This is a genomic window from Arthrobacter sp. 92, assembly GCF_050260325.1.
Lineage (GTDB): Bacteria > Actinomycetota > Actinomycetes > Actinomycetales > Micrococcaceae > Arthrobacter.
Genome location: NZ_CP189863.1, coordinates 3,514,802 through 3,538,890, shown reverse-complemented (window position 1 = coordinate 3,538,890; position 24,089 = coordinate 3,514,802). Strand labels below are relative to the sequence as shown.

Genomic DNA, 24,089 nt, shown 5'->3' with positions numbered 1-24,089 from the left:
GGGCGATATATCGTGACTCACATCTCACGATATATCGCGTCTTTGGGAAAGGCAACAGCCGGCTTCCGGGCACGGGCACGCCAGGCGCTCTGCCGGGCCCGGGTTGTGGGGCTACTCCGGCGCGTTGATACCCAGCCACTGGAACCAGCCGCGGTGCAGCACAAGCCATGCCATGAGGCCGTAGCCGGCCTGTCCTGGGGTTCCTCCATTGGCCGCCAGGTCCTGGCGCCACTGCTCGTGGTTCAGCAGGGGAGAGAAGGTATCCACGTAGAGGTGCTTGCGGCGGGTGGTGACGTCGGCGAATGCCGTGTTGAGTTCGCCCAGCCTGCGGTTCTGGGTTGGATCGAGTGACGGCGGCGGCCCGACCACGAACACCCCGATCTTGTTCTGGGAGGCCGAGTCCAGGATGTTGGCCAGGTTGAGCCGGCTCCGGGCAGTGGAGAGACCGAACTCAATGTCCCGGCCGCTCAGCCCAATGATCAGGCGGTTTTCGTGGTTGTTGCCGAAGCGTCGTCCGGCCTCGTCCAGCCAGCGCGCGGCCAGGCCTTCAGTGCCTTCCTGGGGGCAGGGCAGGGCAAAGCATTCGACGCTCATGCCGTCCTGCGGAGTGCGGGCAAGAACTCGCCCCAGCCAGCCCAGTGCCCGGGGATCGCCCAGACCGGCCAACAGCTCATCTCCTACAGCCGCAATACGCAGCTTCCTGTCTTCCACGACTACCTCTTTACCTCAGTGAGCAACAAATTCAGCGTTCCATGGAATGGGGCGCCCGGCCAACTCGGGCGCCCGGCCAACTCGGGCGTCCGGCCGGCGTGCCAACGGCTGGCTGTTCCATTAAGCAGGACTGCCCGGCCGGAGTCGGGTATTCGACCTCCAGCCGGGCAGTGGCGAAACTACTTCCGGGCAAACGCCTGCTTGAGGAGTGCATCCTGCTCGGCCGCGTGCCGCTTCATGGAGCCGGCAGCGGTCGAGGCGGAGGCCGGACGTGAAACCAGGCGCACGCGGCGGTCCAGTGCCTCGGGCAGGTTCAAGCCCATAAACGGCCACGGACCCTGGTTTGCCGGCTCATCCTGTGCCCAGACGACTTCGGCGTTGGGGTACTTGGCCAGTTCGGCTGCGATCTCGGCCGCGGGCAGCGGGTAGAGCTGTTCCACCCGGACAATCGCAGTGGTCTGGTCATCCGTCTTCTGCCGCGTGGACAGCAGATCGTAGTACAGCCGACCCGAGACCAAGAGCACGCGTTCGACGGCGCTGGCCTGGAGCTGCTCGTGCTCCCCGATAACCGGCCTGAAGGTCCCCGTGGTGAAGTCCTCCACCGACGACGCTGCGGCCTTGAGCCGGAGAAGCTGCTTGGGCGTGAAGATGATGAGCGGCTTCCGGGGCCTGCTGTAGGCCTGGCGGCGCAGCAGGTGGAAGTGGGACGCCGACGTCGTGGGGTTCGCCACGATCATGTTTTCTTCAGCGCACATTTGCAGGAAGCGCTCGATCCGGGCGGACGAGTGGTCCGGGCCCTGACCTTCGTAACCGTGCGGAAGCATCAGCACCAGTGAGGAACGCTGGCCCCACTTCTGCTCGGCGGAGGAAATGAACTCATCGATGATGGTCTGGGCTCCGTTGACGAAGTCACCAAACTGGGCCTCCCAGAGAACCAGCGCGTCCGGACGCTCCACGGAATAACCGTATTCGAAGCCCATAGCCGCGTATTCGGAGAGCAGGGAGTCGTAGATCCAGAGCTTGGCCTGGTTGTCCGAAAGGTGGCCGAGGGGCAGCCATTCGTTGCCGTTGGCACGGTCATGGAAGACGGCGTGCCGCTGCACGAACGTGCCACGACGGGAGTCCTGGCCGGCAAGCCGGACGGGGACGCCTTCCATGATGAGAGAGCCGAAAGCGGCGATCTCGCCAAAGCCCCAATCGATGCCGCCCTCGCGGGACATCTGCTCACGCTTCTCGAGGAGCTGCTTGAGCTTGGCGTGCACGGTGAAGCCCTCGGGGATCTGCACGTGCGCCTTGCCGATGTGGGCCAGCGTCTCGGCGGAGATTGCGGTGGATGCCGGTGCGTTGACGCCGGAATCCGACTGCTGCGCCATGGGGCGCTCCAGATCCGACACCGCAGCAGAATCGGCCGTGATGATGGGGATCGGTGACGTCTGGGCCGCGTGAGTCTCGGCGAAGACGCGCTCCAGGCGCTCCTGGTAGTCGCGAAGCAGCTGTTCCGCTTCTTCCTCGGTGATGTCGCCGCGGCCGATCAGGGACTCCGTGTAGAGCTTCCGGACCGAACGCTTGGCTTCGATGAGGTTGTACATCAGCGGCTGCGTCATCGACGGGTCGTCACCCTCGTTGTGGCCGCGGCGGCGGTAGCACACCATGTCGATGACAACGTCCTTGTGGAACCGCTGGCGGAACTCGTAGGCGAGCTGGCCGATGCGGACCACGGCCTCGGGGTCGTCGCCGTTCACGTGGAAAACCGGTGCCTGGATCATCTTGGCGACGTCCGTGGAGTACGTGGACGATCGTGACGAGGAGGGCGCCGTGGTGAAGCCCACCTGGTTGTTGACTACCACGTGGATGGTTCCACCGGTGCGGTAGCCCCGCAGCTGGGAGAGGTTGAGCGTCTCGGCCACCACACCCTGTCCCGCGAAGGCGGCGTCGCCGTGCACCATGATGGGCAGCACGGGGAAGGATTCGCCTTGGTCCAGGCGGTCCTGCTTGGCGCGCACAATGCCTTCAAGGACAGAGTCCACGGCCTCGAGGTGCGAGGGGTTGGCCGCGAGGTAGACCTTCGTCTCGTTGCCGTTGTCCGACGTGAAGGTACCCTCGGTGCCAAGGTGGTACTTGACGTCTCCGGAGCCCTGCACGGAGCGCGGGTCCTGGGTGCCTTCAAATTCGCGGAACACCTGAGCATAGGTCTTGCCCGCGATGTTGGTGAGCACGTTGAGGCGGCCGCGGTGGGCCATGCCGATGGCGACTTCGTCGAGTCCGTCGTCGGCGGCGTCGGAGATGACCGCATCAAGCAGCGGTATCAGGGATTCGCCACCCTCCAGCGAGAACCGCTTCTGGCCCACGAACTTGGTCTGGAGGAAGGTTTCGAAGGCCTCGGCCGCATTGAGCTTGGAGACGATGCGCAACTGCTCTTCGCGGCTCGGCTTGGAGTACGGGTGCTCCAGCTGGTCCTGGAACCACTTGCGTTCGGCCGGGTCCTGGATGTGCATGTACTCGATGCCGGTGGTGCGGCAGTAGGCGTCGCGGAGGACACCCAGGATGTCGCGGAAGGCGAGCATGGGCTTGCCGCCGAAGCCTCCCGTGGGCCATTCGCGGTCCAGGTCCCACAGGGTCAGGCCATAGGTCAGGACATCGAGGTCGGGGTGCTTGCGCTGCACGTACTCCAGCGGGTCGGTGTCCGCCATCAGGTGGCCGCGGACACGGTAGGAGTGGATCAACTGCTGGATCCGGGCCACCTTGTTGATTTCGTCGGCCGGGTCCACCTGCAGGTCCGGGCTCCAGCGCACGGGCTCGTACGGGATGCGCAGGGACTCGAAGATCTCGTCGTAGAAGTTCTGCCCTCCGAGCAGGAGCTGGTGCACGAGCTTCAGGAACTCGCCGCTGCCGGCACCCTGGATGACGCGGTGGTCATAGGTGGAGGTCAGCGTGAGGACCTTGCTGATCGCGTTCTGCGCGATGATCTTCGAGCTGGCACCCTGGAATTCCGCAGGGTAGTCCAATGCGCCGACGCCGATGATGGCAGCCTGGCCCTTGGAGAGGCGCGGCACAGAGTGCACGGTTCCAATGCCGCCGGGGTTGGTCAGCGACACGGTGGTGCCCGAGTGGTCGTCAGCGGTCAGCTTGCCGGCGCGGGCACGCTTGATCAGGTCCTCGTAGGTGTGCCAGAACTCGGAGAAGTTGAGGGTCTCCGCCTTCTTGATGTTGGGCACCATGAGCAGGCGGGTGCCGTCCGGCTTGGGCATGTCGATGGCGATGCCGAAGTTCACGTGCGCAGGCTGGACAGCAACGGGCTTGCCGTCGATTTCGTCGTAGTAGACGTTCATCGAGGGGAACTGGGACAGGGCACGGATGACCGCGTAGCCGATCAGGTGCGTGAAGGAGACCTTGCCGCCGCGGGCGCGGGCCAGGTTGGAGTTGATCACCACGCGGTTGTCGATCAGCAACTTGGCCGGAATGGCGCGGACGCTGGTGGCTGTTGGCACTTCCAGGCTCGTGACCATGTTTGACGCGATGGCCTTCGCCGGTCCGCGCAGGACCGAGACGACGTCTTCCTCAGGGGCGGTGGGCGCCTTGATGTTCTTGGGCAGCTGGGCCGGGATGGGCGGAGTCCCGCCGCCGGCTTCAGTCTTCTTGGAGCCGTCGCGGGCAACCGTGGCTGGTGCCTTCTGGGCGGGAGCCGCAGCGGGACGGGCGGGTGCGGCAGCAGCAGGCTGAACCGGCTTGGCGGGAGCTGCCGGCGACGCTGCCGGAGCCGCCGCAGCGGGCGCTACGACCGGAAGTTCACGTGTTGCAGGGTTGGCGGGCGACGGTGCCCCCGAGGTCCCGTTGGAAGAGGAGCTGTCACCGGCGTCGAAGGATTCAAACAGGGGCCACCACTTGGCGTCAACCGTGTTCTTGTCCTGCTGGTAACGCTCGTACAGTTCGTCAACGAGCCACTCGTTTCCGCCAAATTCCTCTGGTAGACGGTGGCTAGGCTGCTCTGGCACTTGAAATACGCCTCTTCCATGAGTTTGATTTCCCTCTGGTCGCCTGGGTGCCGCGGCACAGCAAATCGGACCAGCTCTCTGCGTCCTGTGAACCCAGACCTTTGCCAGTCTAGTGAGGATTCTTGGTTAACTGCCAATAAGCGTGACCCAAATCATGATGCGGCGAAACTATTGCCGGATCCAGCCTCTTGAACGGTCCTCGGCAGTGTCCGCGCTCTCGCCTAGACTCACTGTTAATACCCCATAAGGAGCAGCCATGCGCTTTCTGAATGAACCGAGCAGCGACCTGACTTATTCAGACGTTTTCCTGGTCCCTTCCCGCTCCGACGTCACCTCCCGGCTTGACGTGGACCTCTCTGCCGACGACGGCACGGGCTCCTCCATACCGCTGGTGGTGGCCAACATGACGGCCGTCACCGGCAAGCGCATGGCCGAAACGATGGCGCGCCGCGGCGGACTTGCCGTCCTCGCGCAGGACGTTCCGCTCGAGGTGCTCAGGGACGTCACCTCGTGGATTAAGTCCCGCCATCCGGTGTTTGAGACGCCGGTCACCCTGCTGGCCAGCGGCACCGTTATCGACGCCCTTCACCTGATGGGCAAACGCCCGCACGGGGCGGTGGTGGTGGTGGACGACGACGGCGGCGTGGCCGGCGTCGTCAGGTCCGCGGACTGCGACGGACAGGACCGCTTCGCCTCACTCGCCTCCGTGATGCGCCACCAGCCGCTGGTGCTGGATGCGGCCACTCTCGACGGCGCCGGGGAGGATTCCGAAACGGGGCAGCCGGCACTGCTCGCCGCTTTCGAGGCCATGTACGCAGCCGGAACCGACTTCGCTCCGGTCCAGCGGAATGGATTGCTCACCGGCGTGCTCACCCGCAAGGGTGCGCTGCGCTCCACCATTTACCGGCCGTCCCTGGACGGCGGGGGAAAGCTCAAAGTCGCGGCCGCCGTCGGAATCAACGGAGATGTGGCGGGCAGGGCGGCGGAACTCCTCGCGGCCGGCGTGGACGTGCTGGTCATAGACACAGCCCACGGCCACCAGCACAAGATGTTTGACGCCCTGGCCGCGGTCCGCAGCCTGGACCCGGCTGTCCCGGTGGTGGCAGGCAACGTGGTCACGGCCGAGGCCACACGGGAGCTCATCCAGGCGGGCGCCGACATCGTCAAGGTGGGAGTGGGCCCCGGGGCCATGTGCACCACCCGCATGATGACGGCGGTAGGCCGCCCCCAGCTGTCCGCCGTGCTCGAGTGCGCCGCCGCCGCCCGCGCCGCCGGCGGCCGCATCTGGGCCGACGGCGGCGTCCGCTACCCGCGTGACGTTGCCCTGGCCCTCGCTGCAGGCGCCAGCCAAGTGATGATCGGGTCATGGTTCGCCGGAACCCACGAAAGCCCGGGCGATCTCCAGACCGACGCCAACGGGCGCCTTTACAAGGAAAGCTTCGGGATGGCCTCCGCACGCGCGGTGCAGAACCGGAACCAGCGTGAGGGCGCCTTCGAAAAAGACCGCAAGGCGCTGTTCGAAGAAGGCATCTCGACCTCGCGCATGTATCTGGACCCGGCCCGCCCCGGTGTGGAGGACCTACTGGACATGATCACCGCCGGGCTGCGCAGCTCCATGAGCTATGCGGGAGCCGCCGACCTCGCGGCCTTTCGGGCACGGGCGGTGGCGGGAATCCAGTCGGCCGCCGGGTATGAGGAAGGGCGCCCCGTCCCGCAGAGCTGGTAAGGCTGAGCAAGGCTGAGACGGGACCGCCGGAGGCCGGGACGGGCAGGCGAACCTGTAGACTGAAATTCTTATGGACAGTAAATCTAGGTGCCGGCCTGGGCGCTGTCAGCGGAGCATTATCAGCAATTCCGCGCAGTCCACCCACAGAGCCGGCAAACCCCGTTCACGCGCCCATCATTCCCCGGCCACCCATCACGCCGCGGGTTTCCAGGAAACAGGGTCGGCACCGGCTGACCATCCTCCGCCTGGCACCGTTCCCCCGCAGAATCCGCTCCCTGCAACGACCCGGGGCGCCCTTCGCCATTCTGCTCCGTTTCCACTTCTCCGGCTTGGTCTTGGGCAACCACTTTCCGCCCGCAACGCCCTGAAAGCGGGCTTCTGATGGAGTGGTTGCTTCTTGGAGCAGGAATTTTGCTCATTCTCGGCACCGGGTTCTTCGTTGCCGTGGAATTTTCCCTGGTGGCGCTGGACCAGGCCACCGTCCAGCGTGCGGTGGATGACGGCGACGCGGCGGCAGTGCCCTTGCTCAAGTGCCTCAGGTCCTTGTCCACCCAGCTTTCCAGTTGCCAGCTGGGCATCACCCTGACCACTCTCCTCACCGGCTATGTCATGGAACCGTCGGTGGGCCATCTGCTCCAAGGTCCGTTGACCGTCGTCGGCCTACCCGCCGCGGCGGCCGTTTCGGTCTCCCTGGTGGTGGCCATGGTGATCGCCACGCTGCTCTCGATGCTGATCGGCGAGCTCGTGCCCAAAAACATGGCCATTGCGCTGTCCCTGCCGATTGGCAAGGCCGTGGCCCGCCCCCAGCTGGTCTTCACGGCCATCTTCAAACCAGCCATCATCGTCCTGAACGGGTTCTCCAACAAGGTGCTGAACGTGTTCGGCCTGGAGGCCAAGGAAGAGATCTCCGGCGCCCGCACACCTGCGGAGCTCGCCTCCCTGGTGCGGCGTTCCGCCGCCATGGGCACCTTGGACGCCGGGACGGCGAACTTCATTTCCCGCACGCTTAAATTTTCCGGGCGCACGGCGGCCGACGTCATGACTCCCCGGATCCGGGTTGAAACCATCGGTGCCGGCCAGCCAGTTTCGGACATTGTCGAAGCCGCCCGCCGCACGGGATATTCGCGCTTTCCGGTCATCGGGGACTCCGCAGACGACATCCGCGGACTAGTCCATGTGAAGAAGGCCATAGCGGTGCCCTCCGAGCGGCGTCCCAACCTCGAAGCCGGCGCCATCATGACCGATGTGCTCCGGGTGCCCGAAACCATCCACCTGGACGCGCTCCTGGCCGAACTGCGGGAAGGAAACATGCAACTGGCCGTGGTGCTGGATGAATATGGCGGAACCGCCGGCATCGCAACCCTGGAGGACCTCGTGGAGGAAATCGTGGGCGAAGTAGCGGACGAGCACGATAAAGTCCGGCCCGGCCTCCTGCAAAGCGCATCCGGGGACTGGTACTTCCCCGGCCTGTTGCGGCCCGACGAACTCTCCGAACAGATCCCGGGCCTGAGCGTGCCGGACGAGTCCGCCTACGAGACGGTGGGCGGGTACGTCATGAGCCAGCTGGGCAGGATCGCCGCAGTGGGCGACAAGGTGGACGTTGGCGGGGGCACATTGAGCGTCACGCGCATGGATGGGCGCCGCATCGACAGGATCTGCTTCAAGCCCGCACCCGTCCTCGGTGAACAACACGTCGCAGGGCAGGGAGGGGCGGCATGAACGACTGGGTGGGTATCCTCTGGCTCGTCGTCCTCCTGATCGGCAACGCCTTCTTTGTTGCCGCCGAATTCGCCATCATGTCTGCACGGCGCAGCCAGATCGAGCCCCTGGCGGACGGGGGTTCGCGACAGGCCCAGACCACGCTCCGCGCCATGGAAAATGTCTCGCTGATGCTGGCCTGCGCCCAGCTGGGCATCACCGTTTGCTCCCTGCTGATCCTTCAAGTGGCCGAGCCCGCGATTCACCACCTGATGGCGGTCCCCTTGGAGTCCGTCGGCGTTCCGATGGAGATCGCCGACGTCGCGGCGTTTGCCGTGGCCCTTCTTGCGGTGACCTTCCTGCACGTTACCTTCGGCGAGATGGTGCCCAAGAACATCTCTGTCTCGGTGGCGGACAAGGCGGCACTCCTGCTCGCGCCGCCGCTGATGTTCATCGCCGGGATGGTCAAGCCCGCGGTGGTTGCGTTGAACTGGTCCGCCAACCACATCCTGCGGCTGATGAGGATCGAGCCCAAGGACGAGGTCAACTCCTCGTTCACGCTGGAGGAAGTCCAGTCGATCGTGCAGGAGTCCACGCGCCACGGCCTGGTGGATGACGACGCCGGGCTGATCACCGGCGCGCTGGAATTCTCCGAGCACACGGCATCGCGCATCATGGTGCCCTTGGACAAACTGGTGATGATGAAGGCGGCCACCACGCCGGCGGAATTCGAAAAAGCTGTCAGCCGAACGGGTTTCTCCCGTTTCCCCATGCTCGATGAGGACGGCATGCTGTCGGGCTACCTCCATATCAAGGACGTGCTATCCATCCCCGAATCGGGCTACCAGCAGCCGATTGCTGAAAGCCGCATCAGGTCGCTCGCAAACCTGTCGATGGACGATGAGATCGAGAAGGCGATGTCCGTCATGCAGCGCACGGGCTCCCATTTGGCCCGCGTGATCGGGCCGGACGGCAAGACCCAGGGGGTGTTGTTCCTGGAGGACGTGATCGAGCAGCTGGTCGGCGAAATCCGCGACGCGACCCAGGCCACCGGCTACCGGAGGCTCGGACAGGAGCAGTAGCCGCGGCGAGTGTATCCCTAAATAGGAATGATTCCCATTTAGGGATACACTCGAGCTGTACTAATGCTCCTGATTCTCAATAACAGATCCGAGGTTTCCCGTGCGTCATCCCGCTGCCCGGGCCATGATGGCCGCTTTTGCAGGCCTTGGCATGCTGCTCACAGCCTGCGGCACGACGGCGGGAAGCTCCCGGGGGACCCCTGGTGACGGCGTGGTCGAGGTGGTTGCCTCCACGAGCGTCTACGGGGACATCGTCCGGACCATTGGCGGCGACAAGGTACGCGTGACGTCCATCATCACGCGAACCAGCCAGGACCCGCACTCCTATGAGGCCACCACCCAGGACAAACTGACCGTCTCCAAGGCCGAGCTCGTGCTGGAGAACGGCGGGGGATACGACGACTTCATCCGCAAGCTCGCCGAGGATACCGGGCTGGACCATAACAACCTCATCAGCGCCGCGGAGGTCTCCGGACTTGCTCCGGCCAGTGCCGGCGCCCAAGCACCTTCAACGGCCGCCGCCACCGATGCCGCCGGCCACGTTCGCGCCGGTTTCAATGAGCACGTCTGGTACAGCATGGCTGCCATGACCCGGCTCGCGGACGCCGTCGCCGACAAGCTTGGCGCACTGGAACCGTCCTCGGCCGCAACCTTCCGGAGCAACGCGGCGTCGTTCAAGGGATCACTCGCGGATCTGGAAGGCAAGCTCGCGGCGGTGAAGGCTTCCGCGGGGCACGCGGCCGTGGCTGTCACAGAGCCGGTGCCGCTGTACATGCTCGAAGACGCCGGGCTTGAGAACAAGACCCCCGCCGAGTACTCAAAAGCGATTGAAGAAGACGCCGACGTGCCGCCGGCGGTCCTCAAGGCCGCCGTCGATCTCGTGGGATCCGGCGGAATCCGCTTCCTGGCCTACAACCCCCAGACTGAAGGTCCGCAGACCGTGGCGCTGAAGAAGGCGGCCGAGGCGGCGCATATTCCGGTCCTGAACTTCAGCGAGACCCTGCCGGAGGGCCAGTCCTACGTGCAATGGATGACCGGCAACGTGGACAGCATCCGAAAGGCCCTGGGCTAGGACAGCGACACGGGCGAAGCCGGCCGGGACCGCCCGGCCTAAGATGTACGGAAAAGCGCGAGCATATGGCTGCGCAGGAAATCGAGGAAACCTCAGTTGACACCGGTAGTGAGCCTCCGCGGTGCTTCCCTCTCGTTCGGCAGGCGGACCCTCTGGGAGGGCCTGGACCTGGACATCAACCCGGGTGAATTCTTCGCCGTGCTCGGCCCCAACGGCAGCGGCAAGACCACCTTCCTCAAGGTTCTTCTCGGTCTGCAGGAGCTCAGCGCCGGCACGGCCGTGCTCGACGGCAGGCCCGTGGAACGGGGCAGCCGGCGGATCGGCTATGTCCCGCAGCAGAAATCCTTCGACCCCGACACGCCGCTGCGCGCCCGCGACCTCGTGGGCCTTGGCGTCGACGGCCACCGCTGGGGCGTTCGCCTGGGAGCGGCGAAGGTGAACCGCCGGATCGATGAACTCCTGGAACTCGTGGGTGCCGCGGACTACGCGAAGGTCCCGGTGGGCCAATTGTCCGGCGGAGAACAGCAGCGCCTGCGTGTGGCCCAGGCACTTGCGGCGGACCCGAGGGTGCTGCTCTGCGATGAACCGTTGCTCTCCCTTGACCTTCAGCACCAGCAGGCCGTCAGTGCGCTCATCGACAAGCAATGCCACTCCGGGGACAGCGCCGTGGTGTTCGTCACGCACGAGATCAACCCGATCATGGACTATGTGGACCGGGTCCTGTATCTGGCCGGGGGACGGTTCCGGGTGGGGACGCCGGCCGAGGTCATGACCACCGAGGTCCTCTCCGATCTCTATGGCAGCCACGTCGAGGTTGTTGAGGCCAACGGGAGGCTCATTGTGGTGGGGCTCCCGGACGCCACCACGCACCACCACGAGGATGCCCACGTGGTGGCAGGGGAGGTGGGCTAAGTGGATCTTGGCAACGCGCTGAATTCGATCTTCAACTTCGAGAACTACGGCGAGCTGCTGGTTTTGGTGCAGAACTCGATCTGGGCCGGGGCCGTACTGGGGCTGCTGGGCGGCCTGATGGGCACGTTCGTGATGAAACGCGACCTGGCGTTCGCCGTCCACGGGATCTCCGAGCTCTCGTTCGCCGGCGCGGCCTTCGCCCTGCTGATCGGCGCGGACATCATCCTGGGCTCACTGGCCGGATCGATCACCGCGGCCCTGGTGCTGGGGGTGATGGGGGTGCGTGCGCGGGACAAGAATTCGATTATCGGCGTCATCATGCCGTTCGGCCTCGGGCTGGGAATTCTCTTCCTTTCCCTCTATGAAGGCCGCGCGGCCAACAAGTTCGGGCTGCTTACAGGGCAGATTGTGTCCGTGGGGACCGTCCAGCTGCAGGTGCTGGCGGGCGTCGCCGTCGTCGTCATGCTGGCCCTGGTGGCCATCTGGCGGCCACTGACCTTCGCCAGTGTGGACCCCGACGTCGCTACGGCCCGCGGTGTGCCCGTGCGGGCTCTCGCCATCGGCTTTATGGTGCTGCTGGGCATAAGCGTGGCGTTGTCGATCCAGATCGTGGGCGCCCTGCTGGTGCTTGCACTGCTGATCACGCCCGCGGCTGCCGCGCTGCGGGTGACGTCCTCGCCGAGACTGGTGGTGATCCTGAGCGTGGTCTTCGCGATGACGGCCACAGTGGGCGGCATCCTACTGGCGCTTGGCGGGCGGCTTCCCATCAGCCCCTACGTGACCACGCTGTCATTCCTGATCTATGTGGCGTGCCGCGTGATCGGCGGGATACGGACCAAGCGCGGAATCAACGGGCGGGTCCTCAGGAATTCCCCGGTTCCGGCAGCCTGAGCCGCGCCTCTTCCGTTTGCGCTATCACTTTTGGTCGCTCTGAGACCCTCAGAGGCACCAAAAGTGATAGCGCAACCCGGGTAGGCGGTGCGCAACCCGGGGCAGGCCGCTAAGCGCCGGCCTGGCGGGCAGTGCACTCGGGGCAGAGCCCGAAGATTTCCACGGTGTGCTCCACCGCGGTGAACCCGTGTTCGTTCGCAATCCTCGCTGCCCAGGCCTCGACCGCGGGTGCTTCCACTTCCACGGCCTTGCCGCAGCTGCGGCACAGCAGATGGTGGTGGTGGCCGGTCACTGCGCAGCGCCGGTACACCGACTCACCGTCGGCGTTTCGCAGGACATCCACCAGCCCGTCGTCGGCGAGGGACTGAAGAATCCGGTACGAGGTGGCGAGGGACACCGCGGTGCCGCGCTCCTGCAGGATGCGGTGCAGCTCCTGCGTGCTGACGAAGTCCGCCAGCTCGTCCAGGGCCGCGCTGACGGCCAGGCGCTGCTTGGTGACGCGCTGTTCCTTGCCCGCCGCGGGCGCCGTTGCCGGAGTCGCGCTGCTGCCGGCGGTGGCGCCCTGGGACATCGGAACTCGCTTTGCTCAAGTAGGGGTGTGAGGTGGTGGCAATGTCCAAGATTACCAGCCGGGGTGCGTGGACACCGTGACGGCGGTTGCCTAGGCTGGCCGGATGAAGCTCACGAAATTCACCCACGCCTGCGTCCGCCTCGAGAAGGACGGCCGCGTGCTGGTGCTGGACCCGGGAAACTTCTCCGAGACCGATCAGGCGCTTGCCGGCGCCGATGCGGTGCTGATCACGCATGAGCATGCTGACCACGTGGACGCCGACGCCGTCGCGGCCGCCCTGCAGGGCAGCGCCTCACTGCAGCTGTTCGCGCCGGAGGGTGTGGCGGCAACGCTGCGGGGGAAGGCCGATGGTGCTGCGGACAGGATCCACACGGTCGCTTCCGGCGAGGAGTTCGAAGCCGCCGGATTCGCCATCCGCAGTTTCGGCGGCCAGCACGCTTTGATCCACCCCCAGATTCCGGTGGTGGCCAATCTCGGCTACCTCGTGGATTCGAATGTCTACCACCCGGGGGACTCGTTTGCCATTCCCGACGGCATCGACGTGAAGACCCTGCTGGTGCCGATCCACGCGCCGTGGAACAAGGTGGGCGAAGTGGTGGACTTCGTGATCGGCGTTCGCGCTCCGAAGGCCTTTCCGATCCACGACGCCCTGCTCAACCCGAACGGGCTCCGGCTGATCGAGGGCCATGTCACCCGGATCGGCGCCAGGTACGGCACGGAATACCGGCACCTCTCCAGCGGTGACTCCGTCGAGGTCTAGCCGTACTAAGCCGGCTGGCGCCACGAGGGGGCTACGCCGGCCACACTCCGCTTACGAAGAATTCGCGGATGACCGCCTCGAAGGGTTCCGGATCCATCCCCTGGGTCCGCAGCCAGTCAGGGTTGTAGTAGTTCCCGGCATAGCGGTCGCCGCCATCGCACATCAGTGAGACCACGCTGCCTTGGCTGCCCTCGGCGATCATTCCGGCGATGAGTTGCCACACACCCCAGAGGTTGGTGCCGGTGGACGGGCCCGCGTGCAGGCCGGCATGGTCCTGCAGATGCCGCATCGCCGCCACCGAAGCCGCGTCCGGAACCTGGATCATGTGGTCGATCACGGCAGGGACGAAGCTCGGCTCCATACGCGGCCGGCCAATGCCCTCGATTCGCGAAGGCTGGCCAGCCGGTGCCGCAGCCGTTGCGGCCGGTCCCGCCGCGCGGCTTGCCAGCCAGCCCGGATGGAACGCCGAATTTTCAGGATCGACGACGACCAGTGCCGTGTCATGGCGGTGGTAGCGCAGATACCGCCCGATGGTGGCGCTGGTGCCCCCGGTCCCGGCGCCCACGACGATCCAGCGCGGGATCGGGTGCTCTTCCAGTGCCAGCTGGCCGAAAATCGATTCGGCGATGTTGTTGTTGCCCCGCCAGTCCGTGGCCCGCTCGGCGTAGGTGAACTGGTCCATGTAGTGGCCTCCGGTGCTGTGCGCCAGGTCCTCGGCCGCCGCATAGACCTCCGACGCATGATCCACCAGATGGCAGGAGCCGCCGAACTGTTCGATCAGGGCGATCTTCTCCCGGCTGGTGGTCCGCGTCATCACCGCGATGAAGGGCAGCCCCAGGAGCTGGGCGAAGTAGGCTTCCGAGACCGCCGTGCTGCCGCTGGAGGCTTCCACGATGGTGGTTCCCTCCCCGATCCAGCCGTTGACCAGGCCGAACAGGAACAGCGAACGTGCCAGCCGGTGCTTGAGGCTGCCGGTCCGGTGCGTGGACTCGTCCTTGAGGTAAAGCTGGACACCCCAGCGCGCCGGGAGCGGCACCGAATACAGGTGGGTGTCGGCGGAACGGTTGTTTTCGGCATTGATTCGGCGGACGGCCTCATCGGCCCAGGCCCGGTCCTGCAGCTGCGTTTTGGTCACCGCATCAGCCTACCGGGGCAGCCGCGCCCCAAGGATAGAGTTGGTGAATGGACACCCTCTTGGACGCAGCCGCCCTCAAGGAACGCCTTAAGGCCGGAAAACGAACGGTACTCCTCGACGTGCGCTGGGCGCTTGGCGATCCCCACGGCCGGGAGCACTATCTTCGTGGACACCTTCCCGGCGCCGTCTTCGTGGATCTCGCCACAGAACTTGCGGCACCGGCGGACCCGCGCCGGGGGCGCCATCCATTGCCGCCGCGTGAGCAGTTCGAGGAGGCCGCCCGCCGCTGGGGCGTCAATAACGACGACGTTGTGGTGGCCTATGACGACAGCGGGAACATGGCCGCCGCCCGGCTGTGGTGGATGCTGCGCGACGCAGGGTTCGGCAGTGTTCACCTGCTTGACGGCGGCCTGGCCGCTTGGCGCGCAGCGGGGTTCGAACTGGCGTCCGGGCCGGAACAGCCGGAACCGGGCGATGTGACCCTGGGAGACGGGGCCATGCCGGCGATCGATGCCGGAGAGGCTGCTTCCTGGAGCCGTCACGGGTTGCTCCTCGATGCCAGGGCGGGGGAGCGGTACCGCGGGGAAGTCGAGCCGATTGATCCCCGCGCCGGGCACATCCCGGGCGCAGTCAGTGCGCCGACGTCAGCGAATCTCGCTGCGGACGGCCGTTTCCTGTCCCCCGCAGAGTTGCGGGCACGCTTCGAGGCCCTCGGGGTCGGGGCCGGCGTTGCCACCGCGGTCTACTGCGGGTCCGGCGTGACGGCCGCCCACGAAGTCGCCGCCCTCGAGATCGCCGGCTTCCGTGCAGCGCTCTATCCCGGTTCATTCTCCGAGTGGTCCACCGACCCCTCCAACGATGTTGTGACCGGCACGGCGCCCTACGGCCAGGAAGCGGCTTCACGCTAGCGACCGTGTGACCGGGCGCTCCAAAGTGGAATACCTGCCCTGACCGGGGGTAGCGTCGAAGCATGACACCTGGACGTCCCGTACCCCCGCCCCTTGCCCAGCCGCTGCCCGACGTCAAGGACGCCCACGAACGAGGGCAGGCGGGCCCCACCCTTGTTGCCGCCTATGGCGCCACCGCACCTGATAGCGGCCTGGTGCCCCTGACCGTGTCCCGCCGGGCACCCAAACCGGACGATATTGAAATCGCCGTCGAGTTCTGCGGGCTGTGCCACTCCGACGTGCATGCCACCCGCGGCGAATGGGGCGGCGACACGTACCCGCTGGTCCCCGGGCACGAAATCGTCGGCCGGGTGACCCGGGTCGGCTCCGACGTGGACGACTTCACCGTCGGTGAGCGGGTGGGCGTGGGTTGCATGGTCGATTCCTGCCGCGAATGCGAGGCCTGCCTTGACGGACTCGAGCAGTACTGCGAGAACGGCTTGATTGGAACGTACGGCGCCCCCGATCCCCGCAACGACGGTGCGATCACCCAAGGCGGCTATTCCACCTCCATCGTGGTGGACCGCCACTACGTCCTGCGCGTTCCCGAGAGCCTGGATCCCGCGGCCGCGGCGCCCCTGCTGTGCGCCGGCATCACCACCTATTCGCCCTTGAACCACTTCGAGGTGGAGCCGGGCGACGTCGTCGGTGTCGTCGGGCTGGGCGGGCTGGGCCACATGGCGGTCAAGATTGCCAAGGCCATGGGGGCGGAGGTCAAGGTCTTCACGACGTCGGAGACGAAGTTCGCAGCGGCCCGCGAGCTGGGTGCCGACGACGTGATTCTCTCCAAGGATCCGGCGGCCATGGCGGCGGCCCAGCGCAGCATCGACGTCATTATCGACACTGTTGCGGCTCCGCACGACCTCAACCCCTACTTCAACACCCTTCGCCGGGACGGCGCCCTGTTCCAGCTGGGCCTGCCCTCGGAGGCCATGCCCCCCGTGAACCCGGGCGCGCTGATCCGGCGCCGCATCGCGTATGCCGGCTCGCTGATCGGCGGCATCGCCGAGACCCAGGAGATGCTGGACTTCTGCGCCGAACATGGCGTGGCGTCGGACGTTGAGGTCATTGGGGCTGACCAGCTCAATGAGGCCTACGACCGCATGGTGGCGGGCGATGTGAAGTACCGTTTTGTCCTGGACGCCAGCACTCTGGGGTCCCCGGCAGAAAAGGCGGACGCATGAGCACCCTGTTTACCAAAATCATCAACGGCGACATCCCCGGACGCTTCGTGTGGCGCGAAGAGGACGTGGTGGCCTTCCTGACGATGGGCCCCCTCGCCGACGGCCACACGCTTGTGGTACCCACCGAGGAAGTGGACCGCTGGACGGACGCATCGCCGGAGGTCCTGGCCCGGGTCATGGAGGTGGCCCGCAAGATCGGCGCCGTCCAGGTGGACGTGTTCGACGCCGCCCGGGCCGGCCTGATCGTGGCAGGCTACGAAATCAACCACATGCACGTGCACGTGTGGCCCTCCAACTCCATGGCCGACTTTGACTTCGGCTCGGTGGACCAGCACCCGGACCCGGCCAGGCTGGACGCCAATGCGGAGAAGCTCCGTGAAGGCCTCCGCGCAGCGGGCCACGCGGAGCACGTCCCGTCCGCCTAGCCGGGCGGAGGACGCGGGAACGCGGCTGGTGCCGCCTGATGCTGGCGCCTGCTTGGAGCCCCGTCGGGGCGCTAAGCCGGCGCCAGCACCTTGTTAAGTGCGGCGCGGATGCGCTTTTCGGAGACCGAATAGGCGGTCCCGAGCTCAACGGCGAAGAGACTCACCCGGAGCTCCTCGATCATCCAGCGCACCTGGGTTAATTCAGACCCCGCCCGGCGGCCAGGCAGCAGGGCCGAGACGGCGTCGTCGTACTCGTCCTCCAAGGCCTGGACGACGGCCATGTTGAGGGCATCCCGCTGGACATTGCCCGGCAGTTTCTCCAGCCGCTTCTCGATAGCCGCCAGGTAGCGCGGAAGCTGGCTGAGCTGGGCGTAGCCCGTGCGTGCCACAAAACCCGGATACACAAGCTGCTCCAGCTGGCTTTTGACGTCGTTGAGGGCGCTGATCAGCGCCAGGCTGGTGGTCCCCTTGAGCTGTCTTTCAATCCTGCGGGTGCTGGCCAGGATGCGTTCCACGACGGCGGTGACGGTGAACACCGTATCGATTAGCTCCGCCCTCACCTGTTCGTACAGCGCCTTGAACGATGCCTCGTCCCACGGGAGCTCGGCCGGGGTGAGCTTATCGATCGCGGCCAGTGCACAGTCGGCGATCAGGGCGGACACCGAGCCGTGCGGGTTCTGGCTGAACGTCAGCTTCTCGACATTGTTCAGATGCTCCAGCACGTAGCGGTCCGGCGGCGGCACCTTCAGGGCCAGCAGACGGATGACGCCGCCGCGCATGGCCTGTTCCTGCTCGGACCGCGATTGGAACAGCCGAAGGGCCACGGAGCTGCCCTCGTCCACCAACGCGGGGTAGCCGGTGACCGTGTGCCCGCCGACGCTGCCCTGGACTTGGCGCTGCACCGTTCCGAAAGACCACTCGGTGAGCCCTGAGCGCTCGGCGAAGCCGGTGCTGCCGGCGGAGGGCGTGCCCTGGGCGCGCGGGGTGACGGCGGTGGTGCCCCTGCCCGGTGCGCTCCGGGAAGTCTTCCCGTCAATCCTGGGAGCCGTGGTGGCCGGGGTGGCGCCGAGCGATTCGGCGATGGCCCGGCGGGTAGCCGGGGCCAGACGCTCCTGCAACGCGGTAAGGTCCTTGCCCTCATCCAGCACCTTGCCCCGGGAATCCACCACGCGGAAGCTCACACGCAGGTGCGGCGGCACGGCGTCCCAGTTCCAGGATCCCGGCGGGATGACCTGCCCGCGGATCCGGCGCAGCACCAGTTCGAGCGACGGCTCGAGCTCGTCCGTGGCGGGGTCGAAGTCGGCTTCCAGCGCCGCGACGGCCTGGCGTGCCACGTCCGGCGCGGGCACGAAGTTCTTCCGGATCTGCTTGGGCAGCGACTTGATCAGGGCAGTCACGAGTTCCACCCGCTGCCCGGGGATCAGCCAGCGGAACGCGGCGTCGTCGAGCTGGTTCAGGAACAGCACCGGGACCTCGGCGGTGACGCCGTCCGATGGGTTGGGGGGTGAGCCCGGCGCGACGGGGTGGAACTCATAGCTCAGCGGCAGCTCGAAGCCCTTGTGCAGCAGGGTCTTCGGGTAGGCCGAATCGTCCAGGGCAGCGGCGTCCTCGCTGATCAGCAGGGACTGGTCGAAGTCCAGGAGTGCGGGATCCTGCTGCCGGGCATCCTTCCACCACTTATCGAAGTGCCGCTCCGAGACCACGTCCTTGCCGATCCGGGCGTCGTAGAACTCGAACAGCGTCTCGTCATCGACCAGGATGTCCCGGCGCCGCATCCGGGCCTGAAGCTCCTCGACTTCGTGGAGCAGGGCACGGTTGCGGTGGAAGAACTTGTGGTGGGTCTGCCAGTCGCCTTCAACCAGGGCGTGGCGGATGAACAGCTCCCGGCAGAGCTCCGGATCCACGTTGCCGTAGTTGACGCGCCGGCTGGGGATGATGGGCACGCCGTACAGGGTGACCTTTTCGTGGGCCATCACCGCGCCCATCTTCTTGGACCAGTGCGGTTCGCTGTAGCTGCGCTTGACCAGGTCCGGGGCCACCTGCTCGGCCCAGAGCGGATCGAACTTCGCCGCGACGCGGGCCCACAGCCGGCTGGTCTCCACGAGTTCCGCCGCCATGACGAACGTGGGTGACTTCTTGAACAGTGCAGAGCCGGGGAAAATCGCGAAACGGCTGCCGCGGGCCCCGGCGTACTCACGCTTGCGCTCGTCGAGGATGCCGATGTGGCTCAGCAGGCCCGAGAGCAGGCTGATGTGGATGCCGTCGTGGTTGCCAACAGGGTCAGCCAGGCGCTTGTTGTCCAGGCTGATGCCCAGCGGACGGGCGAGCTGGCGGAGCTGGGCGAAGAGGTCCTGCCATTCCCGGACCCGCAGGTAGTTGATGAACTCGTTGCGGCAGAGCCGGCGGAAGGCGGTGGAGGAGAGTTCTTGCTGTTTCTCCTGCAGGTAGTTCCACAGGTTCAGGAAGCCCGTGAAATCCGAGTTCTCGTCCCGGAAACGGGCGTGCTTCTCCGCGGCGAGCTGCTGCTTGTCTGTTGGGCGCTCCCGCGGGTCCTGGATGGTCAAGGCTGCGGCGAGGATCATGACCTCGCGGACGCAGCCACGTTTGCCGGCCTCCACGATCATTCGGCCGAGCCTCGGATCCACCGGCAGCTGGGCCAGTTTCTGCCCGACGGCGGTGAGCCCGCCGCCGTTCCTGCCGGACGCGCCGGCCGCGCCTGCACGCGGGGCGCTGAGGGCGCCAAGTTCCCGCAGCAGGCTGACGCCGTCGTTGATGGCGCGTGAGTCCGGCGGCTCGACGAAGGGGAAGTTCTCCACATCCTTGGGCCCCCGGGCCACGCCCATGGCGGTCATCTGCAGGATAACGGCGGCGAGGTTGGTGCGCAGGATCTCCGGGTCGGTGAACTGCGGCCGGGACTCGAAGTCCTCCTCGGAGTACAACCGGATCGCGATGCCGTCGGACACGCGGCCGCAGCGGCCCGAGCGCTGGTTGGCCGAGGCCTGCGACACCCGTTCGATCGGCAGGCGCTGGACCTTGGTGCGGTGCGAGTAGCGCGAGATGCGGGCTGTTCCGGTGTCGATGACGTACTTGATGCCGGGGACCGTGAGCGAGGTTTCGGCGACGTTGGTGGCCAGCACGATCCGGCGTTTGCTGCCGGGGTGGAAGACCTTGTGCTGCTCCTGCAGGCTCAGCCGGGCGAAGAGGGGAAGGATCTCGGTGCCGGCCAGGCGGCGGTTGCCCGGGATCCTGGCCTGGAGCGCTTCCGCGGCGTCACGGATCTCGCGCTCGCCGGAGAAGAAGATAAGGATGTCCCCGGGCGCCTCGAGCGCCAGTTCTTCGACGGCGTCGCACACGGCGTCCAGCGGGTCGCGGTCCTCCTCGAGTTCGTCGTCGGACGCTGCGACGGCGTCCTCATCGGCTCCGCCGGGACCGCCGGCTCCGGCTGCTCCGCCGGCGGGTTGTGACAGCGGCCGGTAACGGATTTCCACCGGAAAGGTCCGGCCCGAAACCTCGATGATGGGGGAAGGCTCGTCCTCGCTGCCGAAGTGCTTGGCGAAACGCTCCGGATCGATGGTGGCCGAGGTGATGATGATCTTCAGGTCCGGGCGCTGAGGCAGGATCCGCTTGAGGTAGCCGAGGATGAAGTCGATGTTGAGGCTGCGCTCGTGGGCCTCGTCGATGATGATGGCGTTGTATTTGCGCAGCAGCTTGTCGCGCTGGATTTCCGCCAGCAGGATGCCGTCGGTCATGAGCTTGACCTTGGTGGACTTGCTGACTTCGCCGGTGAAACGGACCTGGAAGCCCACCTCCTGGCCGATTTCCACCCCGAGTTCCTCAGCGATGCGCTCGGCAACCGTCCGGGCCGCGAGGCGCCGCGGCTGGGTGTGGCCGATCAGGCCGTTGTCCCCAAGTCCCAGCTCGAGGCACATTTTGGGGATCTGCGTTGTCTTTCCGGAGCCGGTCTCGCCGGCAATGATGGTCACCTGGTTCGCGGCGATGGCCGCCATCAGGTCCTCGCGGCGCTCGGAGACCGGCAGCTCGGCGGGGTAGGAGATATGAAAAGTCATGGCTGGACACAGTCTACTGCGGCAGGGACCGTCCGCTGCTTTCCGCGGTTTCCGCCGCCTTGCCCGGATAGGCCGCTGCAAGTCCCGAGCGGGATGTCACTTTGAGCTTGGCGTAGATCCGTGTCAGGTGGTACTGGACAGTCTTGACGGAGACATAGAGCTCGGCGGCTGCTTCTTTATTGCTGAGCCCCGAGGCGACCAGTGCCGCCACGGATTTTTCCTGCTCGGTCAGGTCGTCCGGGCCGCCGCTCGCCGGCGGACTCGCGGCCCCGTCGGCCTGGCCCGCAGTTCCCGCGGTGCTGACCCCGCTGGCCCGTAGTTCGCGTGAGCACCGGTCCACGTAGGCTTTCGCGCCCAGGACGGAGAACAGTTCACGCGCCTCGGCCAGCATGGTGGCGGCCTCCTTCCTCTTGCCGGCGCGCCGGAACGTCTGGCCGTAGGCGAATTTAACCCGGGCGCGCGCATAAGGCATGGGGAGGGCATCCAGTTGTGCGAGGCCGCCTTGAAACGTCGCGCGGGCGGCGTCGAGGTTGCCGGCCGCGGCCTGGATCCGGCCACGAACGTACGACAACCGCGCCGAGGTGGACCTGTGTCCGCGCCGGGCTGCCAGCTCCTCATGCGGGGCAAGGAAGGAATCCGCTTCACCCACCCGTCCCACCATGACCAGCGCATTGGCGTAGTGGTCCTGCCAGGGCCAGAAACCCGGCTCGTCGATCCCGCCGCCGCGCTGCATGCGCACCACCGGCATCAGCGCGCGGATGACGCCGTCGTAGTCCGCCTTCGTCTCGGCCACCTGGGCCTGTGCGAGGCAATAGGGCAGCAGCATGGTGGGGTAACTGTCACTCGCCGCGGCGCCCCGGTCCAGATGGTGCGCGGCGGCGTCCCAGTTCCCGCGTAGTGCATGGATTTGGGCCCCGCTCCAGTGCAGGAGCGGCCGGAGGAGTTCGATGCCGGATTCTTCCTGCATGGCCACCGCGTTCTCCACGGTCCTGAGGGCTTCGTCCCAGGCGCCCAGGGCGAAGTCCGCCCGGGCAAGCCAGCCCTGGGCCCACAGGGAAATCCGCTGTGAACCCTGGGCGAACTCCGTGGGGACCGCTCCGGCAAGTTCGGCACGTGCCTCTTCCACCCGGTCCATGGCCAGGTGCAGCCAGCCCCTGCCCATGTCGATCCGCTGATATTGCGCGCCCCGCTCCGGCCAGTGGTCCGCGGTCCGGTAACTCATTTCCGCCTCGTCATACCGGCCCATCGCGCCCAGGCCCAGGCCCTCGATCGCCTGCGCTTCCACGGCCGGGGGACTGCCGGGGGACGCCAGACGCTTGGCACGCCCGGCCCACGTGACCAGGTCGCGCCCGTGAAAGCGGGCCAGCGCGTGCAGGACCTGCCGCTGGCAAATGCCGCTGGCAGTCGCGGCATCGGTGGAGGGGTCGACGGCGGTCCAGGCCTTGTGGAGCAATGCCTCCGCTTGGGCCGGGCGCCCCCGAAGGATGGCGAGGTAGCCGCGCACGGCATCGCTTCGGGGGCTCGGGGCGAAGGAGTCCAGGGCCTCCAGGGCCGCTTCGGCGCGGGGCAGTTCCCCCGCCCCCACCATGGCGTCCACGGCCTTGACGAGGAGCGACTCCCGCTCGGAGAGCTTCGGATTTAGGCGGGCCGCCTGGGCGTAGGCCTCTGCGGACCGGTGCCAGGCTCCGCCCGAGGCAAAGTATTCGGCGGTGCTTTCGAGCTCCGCGGCGAGGGAGGCGTCCGGCAGCAGCGCGGCGGCCGCCCTGTGGTTGAGGCGTTGGAGCGGGTCCGTCATGATTGCTGCCGCTGCGGTATGCAGCGCGACCCGACGGCCGGGGCCGAGATGCTGGTAGACGGCCGCACGGACTACCGGCAGGGGAAATTCCAGGCGCGTTTCAGCATGGGCCGTGCTGATGCGCAGGAGCCCGGCGGCATTGGCGGAGTCCACCGCCGCCACCGGGTCCCTCACCCCGGCCAGTTCCACGGCGCGGGCAAGCTGGGACCGCACGCCCAACACAGCGGCCGCTTCCGTGAGTGCGGCGCCTTCGGGAGGCATCCTCTTCAGGGACTCAGCCACCGAAACGACGTAGTCCGCCGGTGCGGGCAGGTGCTCCGGGCTGCCGGACCATACGGCGGCGTCGAACTGCTCCAGGAGCGGGCGTACCAGTGCGGGGTTTCCGCCCGTATGTTCCACAACGGCCCGCGCTGCCGAGGTTGTGAGTCCGGGCCCCGGGGAACCACGCCACATCGAGAGGACGTCAGAGGCCGTTAGCGGCCCCAGCCGGATGGTGACGGCGCCGGGCAGGCTGATGAGGTCCGTGAATCCGTCCTCCGGTTCCGTGTGTTTCCCGTATTCCCGGTGTTCCCCGTACTTTGCCGCGGCCGTGTGCTGATCGACGCACAGTATGGTCAGCAAACGGACGGGACCAACCCTGCGGAGTGCGTAGAGGAGTGCCTGCAGGGAGGCGACATCGCCCAGTTCAAGGTCGTCCAGCCAAAGGACCAGCGTGTGGCCCGGCCGGGCAAGCTCATGGATAACGTGCAGCAGGTTGTCGCCAACCTGGCGCAGCCGCGCCGAACTCTTGGCGGGTTCCGCCGGGCCGGCAGGCTGTGCGCCAACGGAGGCTGCCGTGCCTGGACGCTGCGCAAGAAGTTGTTGGACCAGGCCGAAGTCAAACGGTTGTTCCCAGGCGGCACCGGCGGCACGGAGGACGGTGGTGACCTCCCGGGTGACCTCGTCCTGGCGGAGGAATGCTTCCACCAGGGACGTCTTGCCCATGCCGCGGCCCCCGCTGACGATCGCCAGCGCAGGCAGGCCGGAGCGGACGGACCGCAACAGCGCCAGCAGTTGCTGGAACTGTGCGGTCCGCCCGTTGTGGAAGGCTCCGGCGTCATTGTCAGGCATGGATTTCAACC

16 protein-coding genes are annotated in these 24,089 nt (G+C 66.6%); 10 read left to right on the top strand and 6 right to left on the bottom strand.

The window, feature by feature from the left end; translation table 11 throughout:
• Window positions 1-111: 111 nt before the first annotated feature.
• Window positions 112-711: a GDSL-type esterase/lipase family protein gene (locus ACP4XC_RS16435; RefSeq protein WP_427171498.1), complete on the bottom strand. Its 600-nt coding sequence runs from the start codon at window positions 709-711 to the stop codon at window positions 112-114.
• 179 nt (window positions 712-890) lie between these two features.
• Entirely contained in the window at window positions 891-4,703 is a 3,813-nt protein-coding gene (locus ACP4XC_RS16430; protein ID WP_427171496.1) for a multifunctional oxoglutarate decarboxylase/oxoglutarate dehydrogenase thiamine pyrophosphate-binding subunit/dihydrolipoyllysine-residue succinyltransferase subunit, read from the bottom strand.
• 256 nt (window positions 4,704-4,959) lie between these two features.
• Between ACP4XC_RS16430 and ACP4XC_RS16425 the strand changes: the two genes are divergently transcribed.
• The 6 genes from ACP4XC_RS16425 (at window position 4,960) to ACP4XC_RS16400 (ending at window position 12,084) form a co-directional block, all read left to right on the top strand.
• On the top strand, window positions 4,960-6,429 hold the full coding sequence (locus ACP4XC_RS16425) for a GuaB1 family IMP dehydrogenase-related protein (RefSeq protein ID WP_427171494.1): 1,470 nt from the start codon (window positions 4,960-4,962) through the stop codon (window positions 6,427-6,429).
• 381 nt (window positions 6,430-6,810) lie between these two features.
• On the top strand, window positions 6,811-8,148 hold the full coding sequence (locus tag ACP4XC_RS16420; RefSeq protein WP_427171492.1) for a hemolysin family protein: 1,338 nt from the start codon (window positions 6,811-6,813) through the stop codon (window positions 8,146-8,148).
• A complete protein-coding gene (locus ACP4XC_RS16415; RefSeq protein ID WP_427171490.1) occupies window positions 8,145-9,209 on the top strand; it encodes a hemolysin family protein in 1,065 nt (354 codons plus the stop codon). The genes ACP4XC_RS16420 and ACP4XC_RS16415 overlap by 4 nt, the downstream gene beginning before the upstream one ends.
• Before the next feature lie 100 nt (window positions 9,210-9,309).
• Window positions 9,310-10,281: a metal ABC transporter solute-binding protein, Zn/Mn family gene (locus ACP4XC_RS16410; protein ID WP_427171488.1), complete on the top strand. Its 972-nt coding sequence runs from the start codon at window positions 9,310-9,312 to the stop codon at window positions 10,279-10,281.
• A 96-nt stretch (window positions 10,282-10,377) separates the two neighbouring features.
• On the top strand, window positions 10,378-11,193 hold the full coding sequence (locus ACP4XC_RS16405) for a metal ABC transporter ATP-binding protein (RefSeq protein ID WP_427171486.1): 816 nt from the start codon (window positions 10,378-10,380) through the stop codon (window positions 11,191-11,193).
• The gene (locus ACP4XC_RS16400) at window positions 11,194-12,084 is read left to right on the top strand and encodes a metal ABC transporter permease (RefSeq protein ID WP_427171484.1); all 891 of its coding nucleotides are present in this window, start codon (window positions 11,194-11,196) and stop codon (window positions 12,082-12,084) included.
• Window positions 12,085-12,193: 109 nt separating this feature from the next.
• On the opposite strand, the gene ACP4XC_RS16395 is transcribed toward ACP4XC_RS16400, so the two are convergent.
• Window positions 12,194-12,655 carry a Fur family transcriptional regulator gene (locus ACP4XC_RS16395; RefSeq protein WP_427171482.1) on the bottom strand — a complete coding sequence of 154 codons (462 nt, stop codon included), beginning with the start codon at window positions 12,653-12,655 and terminating at the stop codon, window positions 12,194-12,196.
• 103 nt (window positions 12,656-12,758) lie between these two features.
• Here ACP4XC_RS16395 and ACP4XC_RS16390 point away from each other — a divergent pair, with 103 nt between their 5' ends.
• Entirely contained in the window at window positions 12,759-13,415 is a 657-nt protein-coding gene (locus tag ACP4XC_RS16390; protein WP_427171480.1) for an MBL fold metallo-hydrolase, read from the top strand.
• Window positions 13,416-13,446: 31 nt separating this feature from the next.
• On the opposite strand, the gene ACP4XC_RS16385 is transcribed toward ACP4XC_RS16390, so the two are convergent.
• Entirely contained in the window at window positions 13,447-14,550 is a 1,104-nt protein-coding gene (locus ACP4XC_RS16385) for a PLP-dependent cysteine synthase family protein (protein WP_427171478.1), read from the bottom strand.
• Between the two features lie 47 nt (window positions 14,551-14,597).
• On the opposite strand from ACP4XC_RS16385, the gene ACP4XC_RS16380 reads away from it, so the two are divergent.
• From ACP4XC_RS16380 to ACP4XC_RS16370, 3 genes are all read left to right on the top strand, one after another.
• On the top strand, window positions 14,598-15,458 hold the full coding sequence (locus ACP4XC_RS16380) for a sulfurtransferase (protein WP_427171476.1): 861 nt from the start codon (window positions 14,598-14,600) through the stop codon (window positions 15,456-15,458).
• A gap of 62 nt (window positions 15,459-15,520) precedes the next feature.
• Window positions 15,521-16,681 (top strand): NAD(P)-dependent alcohol dehydrogenase, encoded by a 1,161-nt coding sequence (locus ACP4XC_RS16375; RefSeq protein ID WP_427171474.1) that lies wholly within the window; start codon window positions 15,521-15,523, stop codon window positions 16,679-16,681.
• Window positions 16,678-17,106 (top strand): HIT family protein, encoded by a 429-nt coding sequence (locus ACP4XC_RS16370; protein ID WP_427171472.1) that lies wholly within the window; start codon window positions 16,678-16,680, stop codon window positions 17,104-17,106. Before ACP4XC_RS16375 ends, ACP4XC_RS16370 begins: the two co-directional genes overlap by 4 nt.
• A gap of 71 nt (window positions 17,107-17,177) precedes the next feature.
• Here the strand turns inward: ACP4XC_RS16370 and hrpA are convergent, their stop codons facing one another.
• Together hrpA and ACP4XC_RS16360 are read right to left on the bottom strand one after the other, a co-directional pair.
• The gene (hrpA, locus tag ACP4XC_RS16365; protein WP_427171470.1) at window positions 17,178-21,173 is read right to left on the bottom strand and encodes an ATP-dependent RNA helicase HrpA; all 3,996 of its coding nucleotides are present in this window, start codon (window positions 21,171-21,173) and stop codon (window positions 17,178-17,180) included.
• A gap of 13 nt (window positions 21,174-21,186) precedes the next feature.
• Window positions 21,187-24,078 carry an AAA family ATPase gene (locus ACP4XC_RS16360; RefSeq protein ID WP_427171468.1) on the bottom strand — a complete coding sequence of 964 codons (2,892 nt, stop codon included), beginning with the start codon at window positions 24,076-24,078 and terminating at the stop codon, window positions 21,187-21,189.
• Window positions 24,079-24,089: the final 11 nt, after the last annotated feature.

Bases quoted from the DNA above. Each gene is read 5' to 3' on its own strand.
- hrpA (WP_427171470.1), bottom strand. From the start codon at position 21,173: ATGACTTTTCATATCTCCTACCCCGCCGAGCTGCCGGTCTCCGAGCGC.
- ACP4XC_RS16380 (WP_427171476.1), top strand. From the start codon at position 14,598: ATGGACACCCTCTTGGACGCAGCCGCCCTCAAGGAACGCCTTAAGGCC.
- ACP4XC_RS16420 (WP_427171492.1), top strand. From the start codon at position 6,811: ATGGAGTGGTTGCTTCTTGGAGCAGGAATTTTGCTCATTCTCGGCACC.
- ACP4XC_RS16360 (WP_427171468.1), bottom strand. From the start codon at position 24,078: ATGCCTGACAATGACGCCGGAGCCTTCCACAACGGGCGGACCGCACAG.
- ACP4XC_RS16375 (WP_427171474.1), top strand. From the start codon at position 15,521: ATGACACCTGGACGTCCCGTACCCCCGCCCCTTGCCCAGCCGCTGCCC.
- ACP4XC_RS16425 (WP_427171494.1), top strand. From the start codon at position 4,960: ATGCGCTTTCTGAATGAACCGAGCAGCGACCTGACTTATTCAGACGTT.
- ACP4XC_RS16395 (WP_427171482.1), bottom strand. From the start codon at position 12,655: ATGTCCCAGGGCGCCACCGCCGGCAGCAGCGCGACTCCGGCAACGGCG.
- ACP4XC_RS16415 (WP_427171490.1), top strand. From the start codon at position 8,145: ATGAACGACTGGGTGGGTATCCTCTGGCTCGTCGTCCTCCTGATCGGC.
- ACP4XC_RS16390 (WP_427171480.1), top strand. From the start codon at position 12,759: ATGAAGCTCACGAAATTCACCCACGCCTGCGTCCGCCTCGAGAAGGAC.
- ACP4XC_RS16370 (WP_427171472.1), top strand. From the start codon at position 16,678: ATGAGCACCCTGTTTACCAAAATCATCAACGGCGACATCCCCGGACGC.